General features: G+C 62.1%; 16 protein-coding genes. 9 read left to right on the top strand and 7 right to left on the bottom strand.

The features are described 5' to 3' along the window. Nucleotides 1–6: 6 nt before the first annotated feature. The gene (locus tag LHFGNBLO_RS14910; RefSeq protein WP_258608527.1) at nt 7–366 is read right to left on the bottom strand and encodes a YybH family protein; all 360 of its coding nucleotides are present in this window, start codon (nt 364–366) and stop codon (nt 7–9) included. A 196-nt stretch (nt 367–562) separates the two neighbouring features. On the opposite strand from LHFGNBLO_RS14910, the gene LHFGNBLO_RS14915 reads away from it, so the two are divergent. After that, a complete protein-coding gene (locus tag LHFGNBLO_RS14915; protein ID WP_258608529.1) occupies nt 563–1,360 on the top strand; it encodes a tellurite resistance TerB family protein in 798 nt (265 codons plus the stop codon). A gap of 277 nt (nt 1,361–1,637) precedes the next feature. Continuing rightward, entirely contained in the window at nt 1,638–2,399 is a 762-nt protein-coding gene (locus LHFGNBLO_RS14920; RefSeq protein WP_258608531.1) for an SDR family oxidoreductase, read from the top strand. A gap of 61 nt (nt 2,400–2,460) precedes the next feature. On the opposite strand, the gene LHFGNBLO_RS14925 is transcribed toward LHFGNBLO_RS14920, so the two are convergent. Continuing rightward, complete coding sequence (locus LHFGNBLO_RS14925; RefSeq protein ID WP_258608533.1) at nt 2,461–3,357, bottom strand: LysR substrate-binding domain-containing protein; 897 nt, start codon at nt 3,355–3,357, stop codon at nt 2,461–2,463. A 186-nt stretch (nt 3,358–3,543) separates the two neighbouring features. Between LHFGNBLO_RS14925 and LHFGNBLO_RS14930 the strand changes: the two genes are divergently transcribed. From LHFGNBLO_RS14930 to LHFGNBLO_RS14940, 3 genes are read left to right on the top strand one after another with little or no spacing between them, the layout of a single operon-like run. Continuing rightward, nucleotides 3,544–4,326 carry a transporter substrate-binding domain-containing protein gene (locus tag LHFGNBLO_RS14930; RefSeq protein ID WP_258608535.1) on the top strand — a complete coding sequence of 261 codons (783 nt, stop codon included), beginning with the start codon at nt 3,544–3,546 and terminating at the stop codon, nt 4,324–4,326. A 13-nt stretch (nt 4,327–4,339) separates the two neighbouring features. Then, nucleotides 4,340–5,017: an amino acid ABC transporter permease gene (locus LHFGNBLO_RS14935; protein WP_258608536.1), complete on the top strand. Its 678-nt coding sequence runs from the start codon at nt 4,340–4,342 to the stop codon at nt 5,015–5,017. Further along, nucleotides 5,017–5,748 (top strand): MBL fold metallo-hydrolase, encoded by a 732-nt coding sequence (locus LHFGNBLO_RS14940; protein WP_258608538.1) that lies wholly within the window; start codon nt 5,017–5,019, stop codon nt 5,746–5,748. Before LHFGNBLO_RS14935 ends, LHFGNBLO_RS14940 begins: the two co-directional genes overlap by 1 nt. Before the next feature lie 3 nt (nt 5,749–5,751). Here the strand turns inward: LHFGNBLO_RS14940 and LHFGNBLO_RS14945 are convergent, their stop codons facing one another. Beyond that, complete coding sequence (locus LHFGNBLO_RS14945) at nt 5,752–6,936, bottom strand: pyridoxal phosphate-dependent aminotransferase (RefSeq protein ID WP_258608540.1); 1,185 nt, start codon at nt 6,934–6,936, stop codon at nt 5,752–5,754. 83 nt (nt 6,937–7,019) lie between these two features. Here LHFGNBLO_RS14945 and LHFGNBLO_RS14950 point away from each other — a divergent pair, with 83 nt between their 5' ends. The 4 genes from LHFGNBLO_RS14950 to denD all read left to right on the top strand — a co-directional run bounded on the left by LHFGNBLO_RS14950 (nt 7,020) and on the right by denD (nt 9,946). Beyond that, nucleotides 7,020–7,706 carry a GNAT family N-acetyltransferase gene (locus LHFGNBLO_RS14950; protein WP_258608542.1) on the top strand — a complete coding sequence of 229 codons (687 nt, stop codon included), beginning with the start codon at nt 7,020–7,022 and terminating at the stop codon, nt 7,704–7,706. 13 nt (nt 7,707–7,719) lie between these two features. Beyond that, on the top strand, nt 7,720–8,700 hold the full coding sequence (locus tag LHFGNBLO_RS14955; RefSeq protein WP_258608544.1) for a cation diffusion facilitator family transporter: 981 nt from the start codon (nt 7,720–7,722) through the stop codon (nt 8,698–8,700). Between the two features lie 63 nt (nt 8,701–8,763). Further along, on the top strand, nt 8,764–8,970 hold the full coding sequence (locus LHFGNBLO_RS14960; protein ID WP_258608546.1) for a hypothetical protein: 207 nt from the start codon (nt 8,764–8,766) through the stop codon (nt 8,968–8,970). Nucleotide 8,971: 1 nt separating this feature from the next. Continuing rightward, nucleotides 8,972–9,946 carry a D-erythronate dehydrogenase gene (denD, locus tag LHFGNBLO_RS14965; protein ID WP_258608548.1) on the top strand — a complete coding sequence of 325 codons (975 nt, stop codon included), beginning with the start codon at nt 8,972–8,974 and terminating at the stop codon, nt 9,944–9,946. Here the strand turns inward: denD and LHFGNBLO_RS14970 are convergent. The 4 genes from LHFGNBLO_RS14970 to LHFGNBLO_RS14985 form a co-directional block, all read right to left on the bottom strand. Further along, nucleotides 9,943–11,160, bottom strand: a complete 1,218-nt coding sequence (locus LHFGNBLO_RS14970) for a delayed-early response protein/equilibrative nucleoside transporter (RefSeq protein ID WP_258609739.1) — start codon at nt 11,158–11,160, stop codon at nt 9,943–9,945. The two genes, denD and LHFGNBLO_RS14970, sit on opposite strands and share 4 nt — an antisense overlap. After that, entirely contained in the window at nt 11,157–11,825 is a 669-nt protein-coding gene (locus LHFGNBLO_RS14975; protein ID WP_258608550.1) for a DUF1007 family protein, read from the bottom strand. The genes LHFGNBLO_RS14970 and LHFGNBLO_RS14975 overlap by 4 nt, the downstream gene beginning before the upstream one ends. Nucleotides 11,826–11,913: 88 nt before the next feature. Next, the gene (locus LHFGNBLO_RS14980) at nt 11,914–12,813 is read right to left on the bottom strand and encodes a LysR family transcriptional regulator (protein ID WP_258608552.1); all 900 of its coding nucleotides are present in this window, start codon (nt 12,811–12,813) and stop codon (nt 11,914–11,916) included. Between the two features lie 2 nt (nt 12,814–12,815). Next, nucleotides 12,816–14,015, bottom strand: a complete 1,200-nt coding sequence (locus LHFGNBLO_RS14985) for an amidase (RefSeq protein WP_258608554.1) — start codon at nt 14,013–14,015, stop codon at nt 12,816–12,818. Between the last annotated feature and the right edge of the window lie 126 nt (nt 14,016–14,141).

Genomic DNA, 14,141 nt, shown 5'->3' on the forward strand with positions numbered 1-14,141 from the left:
TTTGGGCTAGGCAACCGAGAACCGATCGATAACCCAAAGCCATGTTTCGTCGCTTTGCCGGCGCGCGACCTCGGTGGTAATGGTGCCATCGGGAAGCTTCGTTGAGGTCAGCGCCAAATCTCCATTGATGACAGCCGGGCGCCGATCTCCGGACGCAAATTTTCGGCCCGTTGCGGTGATCTCCGCAAACAACGCCCGGATGGCTTGCCGGCCACGCGTCAATTGGCCTTCACCGCCATCGACGACGGCATCTGGCTCAAAAAGAGCCGCCATTCCGTCGACATCTCCCACCCACTGTCGGGCAATCAGCAGGCGCTCCAGATCCTGAGGATCACGCGCGGGTTCACGGCTTGTTTCGTCGTTCATCGCGACACCTCCTGTGGCGGCAATTCAGTCAGTCTTTACTCGACGCCGAGGCCGGTTTCGACACGTCGATTTAATTTGAGACGTTACCGGCACGGCCGGCAAAGCGCCCGCCCGTCATTGTAATGTCAATGTGCGGGCCCTACCTCTTCGGCGTTCGAAACCTGTCCGTTTGGCGGGCAAAATTCTGGAGGCATAGATGTTCGACCCCAAGAAGCTTCTCGACGATCTGCTCGGCTCGCAAATTCCCGGCACCAGCGGCACCGTCCGCGACAAGGCCGGGCAGGCCGTACAGATGGCCAAGGACAATCCGCTTGCGGCCGGTGCACTGGCCGCAGTGCTGCTTGGAACAGGAGCCGGCCGCCAGGTCACCGGCACCGCAGTAAAGCTCGGCGGACTGGCGGCGATCGGCGGCCTCGCCTACAAGGCCTACCAGAACTACAAGAGCGGCAACGCGCCGGCCGAAACGCCGGCTGCCGGCGAGCCGGAACTGTTGCCGCCGCCCGCCGATACCGCCTTCCATCCCTCACAGGCTCCGCAAGGCGAGGACGAATTCACGTTGACGCTGGTGCGAGCGATGATTTCGGCGGCCAAGGCCGACGGCCATGTCGACGACGAGGAACGCCAGAAGATTGCCGGCAAGCTCAGCGTCGCAGGCATCGGCGCGGAAGCGGAGCAGTTCCTGATGTCGGAACTGGAGAGCCCGCTCGACCTGGACACGCTGGTTGCCGGCGCCCAGACCGACGCGCAGAAGCTTGAGCTCTACACGGCGTCGCGGCTCGCCATCGATCCCGACACACGCGCCGAACGCGGCTATCTCGACCTGCTTGCCGGCCGCCTCGGGCTGCCGGACGCGCTGGTCGACCATGTCGAGGCGACCGTGTCGGCGGCAAAGGTGCCGGCGTCAGGCAAGGCCAAGGCCGGGACTGCGCCGAAAGAGCCCATCGGCACCCAGGAGACCAGAATCCGGCGTCATTTCGAGTTAACGTCTCGTTAACCGAGGAAGCGCATGATTCTAGACAGTCGGACCGGCTATCCTCCTCCCAAGCCCGGTTCAGATCAGGGCGGTCGCCAATGACCGCCCTTTTTGTCGGCACCAGCCTGGAGCCCGTTCCATCCCGATGGAATCGGGATAGGGCTCTATCTCACTGTTTGAGCATGATTTTTCCGAAAACCGGGTTCCACTTTTCGGGATCATGCTCTAGGCCGGCTTGCCATAGTCGCCGTCATTTGCGATGGCAGATGTCTTCCAGCCATGATCAGGGAGGACGGCGATGACAGCCATCACAGAGAAGACCGCTATCGTCACCGGCGCCGGAACGGGTATCGGCAAAAGCGTTGCCACGGCGTTGCTCAGGGACGGCTGGAACACAGTGTTCTGCGGCCGCCGCAAGCCGGTGCTGGATGCAGCGATCACTGAAGCCGGGCCGACGCAAGCCAAGGCATTGGCGGTCGCCTGCGACATCAGCAAGGCCGATCAGGTCGACGATATGTTCGAGACGGTGGTGGCGGCTTTCGGGCGCGTCGACCTGCTCTTCAACAATGCGGGCATGAGCTACAAGTCGACACCGATCGACGAGATCCCGGTCGAGGTCTGGAACGACATCGTCGGGGTCAATCTCACCGGCTCGTTCCTGTGTGCCCGTGCCGCTTTCGGCACCATGCGCAAGCAGCGGCCGATGGGTGGCCGCATCATCAACAACGGCTCGGTGTCGGCCTATGCGCCACGGCCGGGCTCGGTACCCTACACCGCGACCAAGCACGCCATCACCGGGCTGACAAAGACGCTGGCGCTGGACGGCAGGCCTTATGACATTGCCTGCGGCCAGATCGACATCGGCAACGCGCTGACCGACATGGCCCAAGCGATGACGGTCGGCGTGCCGCAGGCCAACGGCAGCATCGCCGCCGAAGCGGTGATGGACGTCCAGCGCATCGCCGATGCCGTCGTGCACATGGCCAGCCTGCCGCTCGACGCCAATGTGCTGTTCATGACCGTGATGGCGACCAAGATGCCGTTCGTCGGCAGAGGGTAGGGATGTTGACGAAGGTTTTCGCGCCGATCGAATAACCCAAGCGCGCGGTGCGATTGTGCCGTCAGCCTGACGGTCTCGACGCCTGGTCGACCAACCAGTCGACGAACCGGCCGATTGCCGGATTTGCCAAACCTTCCTCATGGCATATGCAGTAGTAGCTTCGGGTAGACGCGACACCGAGCGTCAAGGGTCGAACAAGACGACCCTCGTCGAGGTCCCTGAACGAAATGATATCGTTTGTGAGGGCGACGCCATGGCCGTCCCGCGCGGCCTGAAGCACCATGGCAAAGTTGTCGAAATAGATATCGGACTCCACGGTGTGTGGTACACGCGCTTCCGTTAACCAGCGCCTCCATTGGTCGCCATCGTCTTCGTGGAGCAGGCGGTGATGCAGCACGTCGCGCGGCTCGCGAATGCCGTTTGGGCCGCGAAGCAGTTGCGGGCTGCACACTGGTGCCGCGTAGATACTATGCAGTAACCGCCACCAGAATCCGGTCCATGGCGGTTTGCCATAGACGATGGCGACATCGATTTCCCGCCAGTCCACCTCTTCGAAGTCCACCGCCGTGCGCATCCGCATGCGAATGTCCGGGTTCGCGTCAAGAAACCGAAAAATCCGCGCCGCTAGCCAGGTCGTTCCAAAAACCGATGGCACCGATACGGTCAGGGTCGCCTTCGCGGCAGTGCTGTAAGCATCCGCCGATATTTCGCGGATCGATTCCGATATCTGCTGCATGGCTATACCCACGCTCTTCTGCAACGCGGCCCCGCGGTCCGTCAGCACGAGGCGGCGGCCGCGTTTCTCGAACAGGTCGAGGCCGAGCGATAGCTGCAGCGCGCGCAATTGCTGGCTGATGGCGCCTGACGTCACGTGCAGTTCGGCGGCTGCGGCGGCAATGTTGCCCAACCGCGAAACGCTCTCGAAGGCACGGAGCGAATGAAGGGATGGCAGGCTCATTTTGACTCGAATAGTTTAGAAAAACTGCTCTGATCTTCCTTCAAAGATTTAGCTTGTTTGAAGAAAACTAGCAACATAACGTTCTCCGCGCTGCCATCCGGCCGTCACAAAGAACAAGGGGACCTCGATATGTTTCATGCGCCGATCTCTACCGCAGCCAGATTCGCTTTTGGCGGAACGGTCCTGATGGCTCTTTCCATCGCCATGCCAACGGCACAGGCCACGGATTCGAATCTGGTCCGGGACGGCGTGCTGAATGTCTGTACCGGTGGTGATTTCCCACCCATGCAATATTACGAGAACCCGGGTGACGAGAAGCTTGTCGGTTTCGAGGTCGATGTCGTCGACGCGATCGCCAAGCAGTGGAACGCCACCACGAAATATGTCGTTGGCGATTTCAAGGGGCTGTTGCCGTCGCTCGGCGCCGAGCGCTGCGATCTCGTGGCTTCCGGCATTCTGGTCACCGCCGAGCGGCTCAAGGCCTACGATGCCGTTCCCTACTTCATCTCCAACGTCGTCATGGTGACGGCTGTCAACGATGAGGCAACCAAGACCCCGCAGGATTTGAGCGGCAAGGTGCTGGCGATCGAGGCCGGCACCAACTACGAAAAGACAGCCGCGGATCTGAACGCCGAATTGACGAAGGCCGGCAAGGCGCCAGCCGAGATACAGACCTATCCTTCAGCCTCTGGCGTCATCGAGCAGATCCTGGTCGGTCGGGCTGCCGCAACAATCACCCAGGACACCACGGCGGCATTCCGCATCCAGCAGATGCCGGGCCGGCTGCAAGTTCCGTACAATTATGGTGGCGGTGAAACCTACGGAATCTACCTGAGAAAAGGCGGCGACGATCGCCAGCAACTGGTCAAGGCGATCGAAGCGATGCAGGCGAGTGGCGAGATGGCGACGCTGCTGAAGAAGTGGAACCTCCCGGTCACTGCCACCGACGTCAAGCACGACACCAATTGAGGGAAGGGCCGCCGTGTTCGACACCAAGCTCTTCCTGACGGCACTGTTCGGCTGGCCCCTTGCCAAGGGGGCCTTGCTGACCTTGACCCTTTCGCTTCTCGTGATGTCTGTCGCCCTGGCGATATCCCTGGCAACAGCGGCGCTGGCGACGTCGAAGCGGCGCTGGGTCCGTCTCTTGATCGCCGCCTTTGTCTGGCTTTTTCGCGGTGCGCCGGCGCTGCTCGTGCTGCTCTTCGTGTGGAACGGGCTACCGCAAATCTCGACGGTCTTCCGATCGAGCTGGTTCACTCCGTTCCTCGCGGCGTTTCTTGCCTTGACGCTGATCCAGATTGCCTATCTGACCGAGATCCTTCGCAGTTCCTACGCATCCGTCGGCAAGGGACAATCGGAAGGGGCGGCGGCTCTTGGCCTGCACCGAGGTCAGATATTCTTCTTGATCATCTTGCCGCAGGCGCTTCGCGTCGCGCTGCCGTCCCTGGTCAACGAGTTCATTTCCTTGCTCAAGGCAACTTCGCTGGCGACAGTGATCTCCTTGAAGGAACTTATGACCGTCACCCAGTTCGCGATCGCCACCAGCTTTCGTTTCCTGGAATGGTATGGCGCTGCGCTGATCTACTACATGTCGATGGTTTCGGTTTTGACGGTCTTTCAGATGAAGATCGAGCGGATGCTTGCGCGGGGACATCGCTGATGTCGCTCACCGCGACAGGCGAGGCTTCCGACTGGTTTTCACGCGAAGCTCTGGGACAAGGCATCACGCGGATATGGGAGCCGCACGTCCATCCCTATTTCAGAAGCAATGTCTTTCATGTTCGCGGGCGCGACGTCGATCTCGTCATCGACGGAGGCATGGGTCTCGTGCATCTCAGACCGATGCTGGACCTCTTGCCCGGCAAGCCGATCGTGGCTATTGCAACGCACATCCATGTCGATCACGTCGGCGCATTGAGCGAGTTCGAGACCAGAGTTGGCCATCGCGAGGAGTCGGCATTTTTCGAAGACATGGCGGATGAGCACACATTGGCTCACCTCTTTCGCGCGCAGCCCGACGCCGTCAGCAGGTCACCCCAGGAGGCATGGTCGCCGCAGCGTTTCCAGATCAGGCCGGCACCATTGTCTCGAATTCTGGACGAAGGCTGCACCATAGAGACTGGAGACAGGTCGTTTCTGGTCCTTCATCTCCCGGGTCATTCGCCGGGGTCGCTCGGGCTTCTCGATGAACGCAACGGCGACTTTCTGGCCGGCGATGCGATTTATCGCGGGCGATTGGTCGACGATCTTCCTGGTTCGGACGTGCAGGCCTATCGGAAAACCATGCAGCGGCTTTTGCAGATAGAGTTCAGCCGCGCATGTTGCGGACATGGCGAAGTGATCGACCAGAACGAACTGCGATCGATTGCAAGAGCCTATCTGGACAGCTGAGCGTCACTTCGCCAGAAACGCCTCGATCCGCTCCAGCGCGCGCAAAATGTTCTCCTCGGAGTTGGCGTAGGAAAGCCTGATGTAACCCTCGCCGAGAATGCCGAAATCTGGACCGCCGATCAGCGCCACGCCGGCATCCTCGAGCAGCGCCGAGGCCAATTTCTTGGCCTTCCAGCCAGTTTTGGAGACGTTTGGAAAGGCATAGAAGGCGCCTTTCGGCGTGATGCAGGACACGCCGGGCAAGGCATTCAAACCCTCGACCACGACCTTCCGGCGGCGATCGAAAGCGCGCATCATCTTGTCGACATCGTCCTGCGGGCCGTCGATGGCGGCGATGCCGGCATACTGGCTCGGCGCGTTGACGCAGGACCAGCAATTGACCGCCAGCTTGCGCACCTTGTCGTAGAGGTGAGCGCCCTTGTCGCCGTTCGGCCAGATCGACCAGCCCATGCGCCAGCCGGTCATCGCCCAGGTCTTCGACCAGCCATTCAGCACGATCAGCCGGTCGCGGATTTCGGGGAAGCCAAGCAACGAGCAATGCGTCTCGCCGTCATAGGTCATCACATCGTAGATTTCGTCGGAGAGGATGGCGACGTGCGGGTGTGCTTCCAGTCCCTTGACCAGCTTCTCGATCTCGGCTCGCGGCGTCACCCCGCCGGTCGGATTGGCCGGTGAGTTGAGGATCAAGAGCCTGGTCTTCGGCGTGATTAGCGCCAGCGTCTCCTCAGCCGAGAAGGCAAAGCCGTTTGCCTCACGCATCGGCACTGGAACAGGGGCAGCGCCGGTGAACTCGATCATCGAGCGGTAGATCGGAAATCCGGGATCTGGATAGAGGATTTCGGCGCCTGGTTCGCCGAACATCAGGATCGCCGCGAACATGGTTGGCTTGCCGCCTGGCAGGATCATCACCGCCTCAGGCGACACCTCGACGCCGGTGGTGGTCAGCGTGCGGCGCACCACCGCTTCACGCGTCGCCAGCAGGCCGTTGGCCGGCGTGTAACCGTGGTGGCCGTCGCGCAGCGCCTTGATCGCCGCCTCGACGATGTGCTGCGGCGTCTTGAAGTCGGGCTGGCCGATGCCGAGATTGACGATATCGCGGCCCTCATGGGCAAGTGCGGTGGCGCGCGCCAGCACGGCGAAGGCATTTTCCTCGCCGAGACGGTCGAAGGCCGAAATCGTGTGGAGCATTTTTCCCGTCCGTGTGGTTCTTTCCCTAGGCGTGCGTTTTTGTGAGCGTCTGCTCGCAAATGTCAAACGGATTGGAGTTTTGCGTGTCGGAAAATCTCGAGAATTGGCAGCCGCGCCCACGGCCCGAACGCAAAGCGCTGGAAGGCCGCTACGTCCGGCTGGAACCGCTGATCGCGGCAAAGCATGGTGATGGCCTGTTTGAAGCGTCGGCCGTCGCCGACGGCGACACGCGGTTTCGCTGGCTGTTCGACACCGTGCCGGAGAACCGCGCGGCTCTCCAACCATGGCTGGAAAAGTCCGAAGCAAGCGAAGATCCGCTGTTCTTCGCGGTCATCGACAAGGCCAGCGGCAAGATCGCCGGACGCCAGACACTGATGCGCATCGATGCGACCTTTGGCGTCATCGAAATCGGCAACATCTATTGGGGGCCGCTGATCTCGCGCAGACCTGCAGCGACCGAGGCGCAATTCCTGTTCACGAAATACGCCTTCGATGAGCTTGGCTATCGCCGTTACGAATGGAAATGCAACAACCGCAATGAGCCGTCGAAGCGCGCGGCGGAGCGGTTCGGCTTCAAGTTCGAAGGCATTTTCCGCCAGCATCTTGTGGTCAAAGGTGAAAACCGCGATACGGCGTGGTACTCGATCATCGACAAGGAATGGCCGGCGCTGCGCAGAGCCTATGAGGCATGGCTCGATCCGGCCAATTTCGATGGCGAGGGCCGGCAGAAGCGGCGGCTCGAGGATTTCCGCGCTGAGTTCGGCGCGTAGCAGGAGCTCATGGATGGCACATAGCCACGATCATGCTGCGCAAGGGCACAGCCACGGCGCTGGCCATGCGCATGGCTCGACCGACAAGAAACGGGTGCTGATCGCAGCTTGCCTGACCGCTGGCTTCATGGTCGTGGAAGCGCTTGGCGGCCTCCTCACAGGGTCGCTGGCGCTGCTGGCGGATGCCGGCCACATGCTCGCCGATTCGATCGCGCTCGGCCTTGCCTGGTATGCATTTCATCTGGCTGGCCGGCCGGCGACCGGCCGGCTCACCTATGGCTTTGGCCGGGTCAAGACCCTGGTGGCCTACACCAACGGCATCGCTATCTTCGCCATTGCGCTGTGGATCGTCTACGAGGCCTGGGGGCGCCTGCTGACGCCGGCGCCGGTGCTCGGCGGACCGATGCTGGTGGTTGCGATCGCGGGTCTCCTGGTGAACATCGGCTCCTTCTTCGTGCTGCATGGCGGCGACCGTGACAGCCTGAACATGCGCGGCGCCATCCTGCATGTGCTCGGCGATCTGCTCGGTTCGGCGGCGGCCATCGTAGCTGCCCTGGTCATCCTGGCGACGGGCTGGACGCCGATCGATCCGATCCTGTCCGTCCTGGTCTCGCTGCTGATCCTGTCCACGGCATGGTCACTGATGCGCGAAGCCGCCCATGTCCTGCTCGAAGGCGTGCCGGCAAGCCTCGACCGCGACCTGATCGCCAAGGATATCGAGGGGACTGTGAAAGGCGTACGCGAGGTGCATCACATGCACGTCTGGTCGATCGACGGGTCAAGCAACATGGCGACATTGCACGCCTGCCTCAACGAAGGTGTCGATGCCTATACGGCGGTCAGCGCCATCAAGAAACGGCTTGCCGCCGAGCATGGCATCAGCCATGCCACTGTCGAACCGGAATTCGGCCAGTGCGCCGACGGCCGTGACGAACACGATCACGATCACGATCACGATCACGATGCGGCTCCGCATCATGGCCACTATCACTGACGCAGGGAACTTCATGGCTTTGCTAACGAACTTGATGAGCTCGCGCCGCGTCGGGACACATTGATGGATCGCGACACGAGGAATGCTGCGATCGCAGCACTCTGGATCCTGCTGCTGTTCGGTGTTGGTGCGTTCTACCTGCCGACCGTGATGCTGGCTGTCGGCAATGTCTCAACCGTTCTTGCCGGTATCGTGGGCGTCGCCTTCGTGCTGGCGTTTTTCATGGTGTTCTGGCTGCGGGGCCGCAACCAGCGCAAAAAGGGTGACTGACATGCGTATTCTGATAACCGGTGCTGCAGGCATGGTCGGCCGCAAGCTCATCGCCCGGCTGGCAAAGAACGGAACGCTGAGCGGACGAAAGATCGCCGCGCTCGACCTTCACGATATCGTGCCGCCGCAAGCACCGGCGATGGAAGGCGTGAGCGTCTCCATCCACACCGGCGATCTCGCAGCACCAGGTGCTACGGCAAGCCTGGTGGCTTCGCGCCCCGACGTCGTCTTCCACCTCGCCGGCGTGGTGTCGGGCGAGGCGGAGGCCAATTTCGATCTCGGCTACCGCGTCAATCTCGACGGCACCCGCGCGCTGTTCGATGCCGTCAGGCTGGCGGCGTTTTCACCGCGCATTGTCTTCACCTCGTCCATCGCCGTGTTCGGCGCGCCATTCCCGGATATCATTCCGGATGAATTCCACCCGACGCCGCTGACCTCCTACGGCACGCAGAAGCTGATGGGTGAGGCGCTGCTCGCCGACTATTCCAGGCGCGGCTTCTTCGACGGTATCGGCATCAGGCTGCCGACCATCTGTGTGCGGCCAGGCAAGCCGAACAAGGCGGCCTCGGGCTTCTTCTCCGGCATCATCCGCGAACCGCTGAGCGGCCAGGAGGCGATACTGCCGGTGCCGCGCTCCGTCGTGCACACCCATGCCAGCCCGCGCTCGGCGGTGAGCTTTTTGATCCATGCGGCGGGCCTCGACGGCAGCGCCGTCGGGCCGCGCCGCAATCTGACGATGCCCGGCGTCGCCGTCACGGTCGGCGAGCAGATCGAGGCGCTTGAACGCATTGCCGGCACCAAGGCGGTGAAGCTGATCCGCGAAGAGCCCGACGACACGATCTGGGCGATCGTCAGGGGCTGGCCGACCCGGTTCGAGGCACGACGCTCAAGGGATCTGGGCTTCGCCGCCGAAACCAGCTTCGACGACATCATCCGCGCCCATATCGAGGATGAACTGGGCGGTAAAATCGGTTAAAGCACCGCACCGGTCGTCAAACTGGCCGAAAGCAGCAGCAGCCCGAACAGGAAGACGAAGGCCGCGCCGCCGATCTCGACGATCGAGTGGATGCGGTTGCCCATGCGGCCATCGCCGGCGAAATACACCGCCCAGTTCTTGGCCGTTACCGCAATTGTCGCCAGGGCCGAGACGGTGATCGCCGTGCCGAGCGACATGGCCAGCACCGACAGGATGCCGCCGAACCACAGCCCGTTGAGCAAGGCAAAGCTCAGCACGATCAGCGCGCCGGAGCAGGGGCGGATGCCGACGGCAGCCACCGCCGACCAGGCGGTGGGCCAGTCGAAGCGGTCGCCGGAAAGCAGCGCCGGATCGGGCGCATGCGAGTGCCCGCAGGTGTCGCAGACCTCGCCCGCCGCATGGACGTGGCCATGATGGTGGTGATCGTGCTCAGCATGATCGTGGTGGTGATCATGCGCGCCGTGATCGTCGCGTGCATGGGAATGGTCATGTGCCGCATGGTCGTCTTCATCATGGCCATGCGCGTGAAGCGCGTGGGAATGCGTTGCGTGAGCATGCCCAGAATGCGAATGGCCCGTATGCGAATGGCCAGCGTGCGAGTGCCCGGCATGAGCGGCCGATAGGCTGTAGGCGGGGTTTGCACCGAACAGGCGCAGGATGGCGGGGCCGGCCTTGCGCCACAAAAGCCAGGCGCCGAACAGGGTGACGAAGACATAGCTCATGATTTCGAGGAACCATGCCGCATCGGTCATCGAGATGGTGGTGCCGCGCAGGACGAAAAAGGCCAGCAGCATGACCACGATTGCCGTCAGCCCCTGCAGCAGTGCCGAGACGAAGGACAGCAGGATGCCGCGCCGCAATGCCACCTCGTTGGCCACCATGTAGGACGAGATCACCGCCTTGCCGTGGCCGGGGCCGGCGGCGTGGAAAATGCCGTAGGCGAAGGACAGGCCGATGAGCAGCCACAGCTTGCTGCCGTCCTGGCGCATCGCTTTCATGGCGGTTGCCAGCGCGCGGTAGAATTCCTGCTGTCGCAGATTGATCCACATCAGAATGTGGGCGAACGGGCCGCTGGCCGTGGGGGCCATGCCGTCATTGGTACCGATGCCGAGCGAACTCTGGGCGTGGGCGGAGCCGAGGAAGTGCGTCATCACATAAGCGGCGGCCAAAAGAGCCAGTACCAAACGCAGGGACGGTTTCGTCACCGGATCTATCCTTCTGGCGTGCAGTTCAGTTCAAGCTTGGTGGCGAAGATCTTGCTCATGTCGGTGCCTGTCGGATCGTTGAAGAAGGCTTCCGTCAGGGTCTTCTGGTTCTCGGCGATCGCCTCGTCGGGATCGGGACGAATGACCTTTTTTGTGCATGTCGACGGCAAGCCTTCGACCGTGATGTTGGAATCTTCGGTGAAATCGATCGCCGTGTAGAAGGTCGGATCATAGACGCCGAAATCGATCTTGCCGGTCAACTTGATCGGCTCTTTCGGTTCGGATTCGAACAGGATGATGAGCTGGTCGTTGTCGAAATTGGCCATCAGATGCGGCGGCGGCGTCATCGCCACGTCCTTGCCGTTGACGGTGACGAGCTGGAAATAGTTGAACTCCGCCAGCGAGGCATGGACGGTGTCGGCGACATCCTTCAGCTCCTTGTCGTCAAGCTTCAGGTCGGAGTTCTTGTCGAACTCCATCATCACTGTACTGGAAAACAAATCGTCGAAGCGCCAGAGATGGCGCAGCGCTTTCACACTTTGGTGATCCGGGCTGAGGATCACGTCGAGGCGGGCCTCGGCGAAGACATGAGGATGCACCTCGGCAGGTTCGATAGTGGCAAATGTCGCCGCCATGGCCGAAGCCAGCATGATTGCTTGTCGTTTCAGGTGCATTCTCGGTCGCGATTCCATCGACTTCGGAGAAGCTTCGACAGTTACCAGAAACGGGGCGAAATTGGGACCGCAACGGGGCTGAAGCGCGTCACGCGGCGTCACGCGTCTTGAACCACTGTACCAGAAAATCGACGAAAACGCGGACCTTTGCCGGCAGATAGCGTCGATGCGGGTAGACGGCGAAAATGCCAGCCCCCGACAGGATGCGATCATCCAGCGCGGTCACCAGTCGGCCGGTCTCGAGGTCAGGTGCAGCGATGAAATCCGGCAATATGGTGAACCCCAGCCCCGACACGGCGGCAGCTCTTGCCGCCATCGGGCTGTTGACCTCGATCGGACCGGACACCGAAACGCTCACCGTATCGCTGCCGTCGCCCTTGAACTGCCAGTTGTTCAGCCCACGACCGTTGGTGTCGACGATGCAGGGAATTCGGGCAAGGTCTTGAGGCCGCACCGGCATGCCGTGTTTGGCGATCAGTTCGGGAGAGGCGCACAGCCGCACCGAAAACGGCGCGAGACGCCTGGCGATGAGCGAGGAGTTTTCCAGCCGCGAAATGCGCACCGCGAGGTCGAAGCCTTCCTCGACCAGGTCGACGAAGCGGTCGTCGAGCTGGATGTCGAGCACGATGTCGGGATGCTGCTTGGCGAAGTCGATCAGCGACTGGCCGATCGGCGCATCGGCGAAGGTGCGCGGCGCCGAAAGCTTGATCCGGCCGCGCACGTCGCCGGAGGATTCGCGCACCGCATCGGCTAGGCTGTCGACCTCGCGCACGATTTCGGAGGCGCGCCGGTAATAGGTGTGGCCGGCTTCGGTCATCGAGAACTGCCGGGTGGTGCGGTTCAACAGCAGAGCACCGAGCTCGTCCTCCAGCTCGCGCACGTATTTCGACAGCAGCGCCTTGGAGCGACCGATCTTGCGCGCAGCGGCCGAAAAGCCCTCGGCCTCGACCACGTCGATGAAGGCGCGCATGCGGGTGAGAGTGTCCATCGTCAGGCCTTTCGTGCCGAGTCGAGTAGTCTGCGGCCGAGCCGTATCAGGGCGATGTCACTGCCGGAAGGGCCAAGCAGCGAAAGGCCGAAGGGCGCACCGTCGACATGGCCGAGCGGCAGCGTGATCTGCGGAAAGCCGGATAGGCCGGAAAGGCACAAAAGGTGGAGGGCCTTTTCGCGATAGGTTTGCAACTGTTCCGGCGTGCTGCCGATGAGCGGTGCGGCACCGGGGACCGTTGGCAAGACGAGAAAACCATCCTGGCCGAGCAGATCAGCCAGTTCCGAGCGGAAGGTCAGACGACGCACCGTCTCGGCCTGTACCGTCCTCGCGTCGACCGCCCGGCCAAAGCCGAAGCGCTCCTCGACGCCTGCCCCGAGATCGCGGTCGCCACTCTCGATCCAGTCGCCGTGCTCTTGCCAGGCTTCGTGCGCCTGCAGTCGGCGAAAGCACCAGTAGAGCTCGCCGGAAGTGGAGGTGAAGGAAAGTGATGCCGGAGCCGGCTCGCCGAAAACGGCCGCTGCCTGCGCCTTCATCCCAGCGTATTCGGCAGCTTCGGCAGGACCGGCGACCAGCGCGTCCAGCCAGCCGATCGAAAGCGGCCGCCTGAGGGGATGCTGATGGGGGTCGCGGCCGAGCAGCAACTTGCCTGCTGTCTCGTAGGTCTCGGTATCGTCGGCGAACCAGCCGAATGTGTCGAAGCTTGGCGCCAACTTCATGGCGCCGTCGAGCGAAATGCGGCCATGCGTGGTGCGGAGCCCAATCAGCCCGCAAAAGCTCGCCGGGGCGCGGATCGAGCCGCCGGTGTCCGAGCCAGTGGCGATGTCGGCCAGCTTGCCCGCCACTGCTGCCGCCGATCCGGACGAGGAGCCGCCGGTAACGCGATCGGGGGCTGTCGGGTTCACCGGGAATGGAAAATGCGCGTTCTGACCCATCAGCGAGAAGGCAAGCTCGTCGGTCTGGGTCTTGCCGACGAAGCGCGCGCCGGCGTCGAGAATCATCTGGACGGCCGGCGCGGTTTTCGCGGCGGCGGGGCTCTCGGCGAACTTCCCTGGATTGCCGCAGCCGGTGCGATAGCCGGCGACGTCATAGATATCCTTGACGGCCAGCCGCATGCCAGCAAGCGGTCCCAATTCCGCATTGGAAACAGGCACTTGGCCAAGGTCGAGAAAAGCGTTGAGCGGACCGTGAGTCGCTGTCATCGTTCGATATCCGGATACGGTTGTGCAAACATTGTTCGATGCCGCAAATTTTACAACCTGGGATACGATTTTTATTGATTGTGAAGTCTTTCGACCCTATATCGCGCTTGCCCAAAGTCGCACGTG

This window comes from Mesorhizobium sp. AR10, assembly GCF_024746795.1.
Lineage (GTDB): Bacteria > Pseudomonadota > Alphaproteobacteria > Rhizobiales > Rhizobiaceae > Mesorhizobium.

Bases quoted from the DNA above. Each gene is read 5' to 3' on its own strand.
- LHFGNBLO_RS14940 (WP_258608538.1), top strand. From the start codon at position 5,017: ATGTCGCTCACCGCGACAGGCGAGGCTTCCGACTGGTTTTCACGCGAA.
- LHFGNBLO_RS14980 (WP_258608552.1), bottom strand. From the start codon at position 12,813: ATGGACACTCTCACCCGCATGCGCGCCTTCATCGACGTGGTCGAGGCC.
- LHFGNBLO_RS14925 (WP_258608533.1), bottom strand. From the start codon at position 3,357: ATGAGCCTGCCATCCCTTCATTCGCTCCGTGCCTTCGAGAGCGTTTCG.
- LHFGNBLO_RS14920 (WP_258608531.1), top strand. From the start codon at position 1,638: ATGACAGCCATCACAGAGAAGACCGCTATCGTCACCGGCGCCGGAACG.
- LHFGNBLO_RS14985 (WP_258608554.1), bottom strand. From the start codon at position 14,015: ATGACAGCGACTCACGGTCCGCTCAACGCTTTTCTCGACCTTGGCCAA.
- LHFGNBLO_RS14910 (WP_258608527.1), bottom strand. From the start codon at position 366: ATGAACGACGAAACAAGCCGTGAACCCGCGCGTGATCCTCAGGATCTG.
- LHFGNBLO_RS14975 (WP_258608550.1), bottom strand. From the start codon at position 11,825: ATGCACCTGAAACGACAAGCAATCATGCTGGCTTCGGCCATGGCGGCG.
- LHFGNBLO_RS14930 (WP_258608535.1), top strand. From the start codon at position 3,544: ATGGCTCTTTCCATCGCCATGCCAACGGCACAGGCCACGGATTCGAAT.
- LHFGNBLO_RS14960 (WP_258608546.1), top strand. From the start codon at position 8,764: ATGGATCGCGACACGAGGAATGCTGCGATCGCAGCACTCTGGATCCTG.
- LHFGNBLO_RS14915 (WP_258608529.1), top strand. From the start codon at position 563: ATGTTCGACCCCAAGAAGCTTCTCGACGATCTGCTCGGCTCGCAAATT.
- LHFGNBLO_RS14945 (WP_258608540.1), bottom strand. From the start codon at position 6,936: ATGCTCCACACGATTTCGGCCTTCGACCGTCTCGGCGAGGAAAATGCC.
- LHFGNBLO_RS14955 (WP_258608544.1), top strand. From the start codon at position 7,720: ATGGCACATAGCCACGATCATGCTGCGCAAGGGCACAGCCACGGCGCT.
- denD (WP_258608548.1), top strand. From the start codon at position 8,972: ATGCGTATTCTGATAACCGGTGCTGCAGGCATGGTCGGCCGCAAGCTC.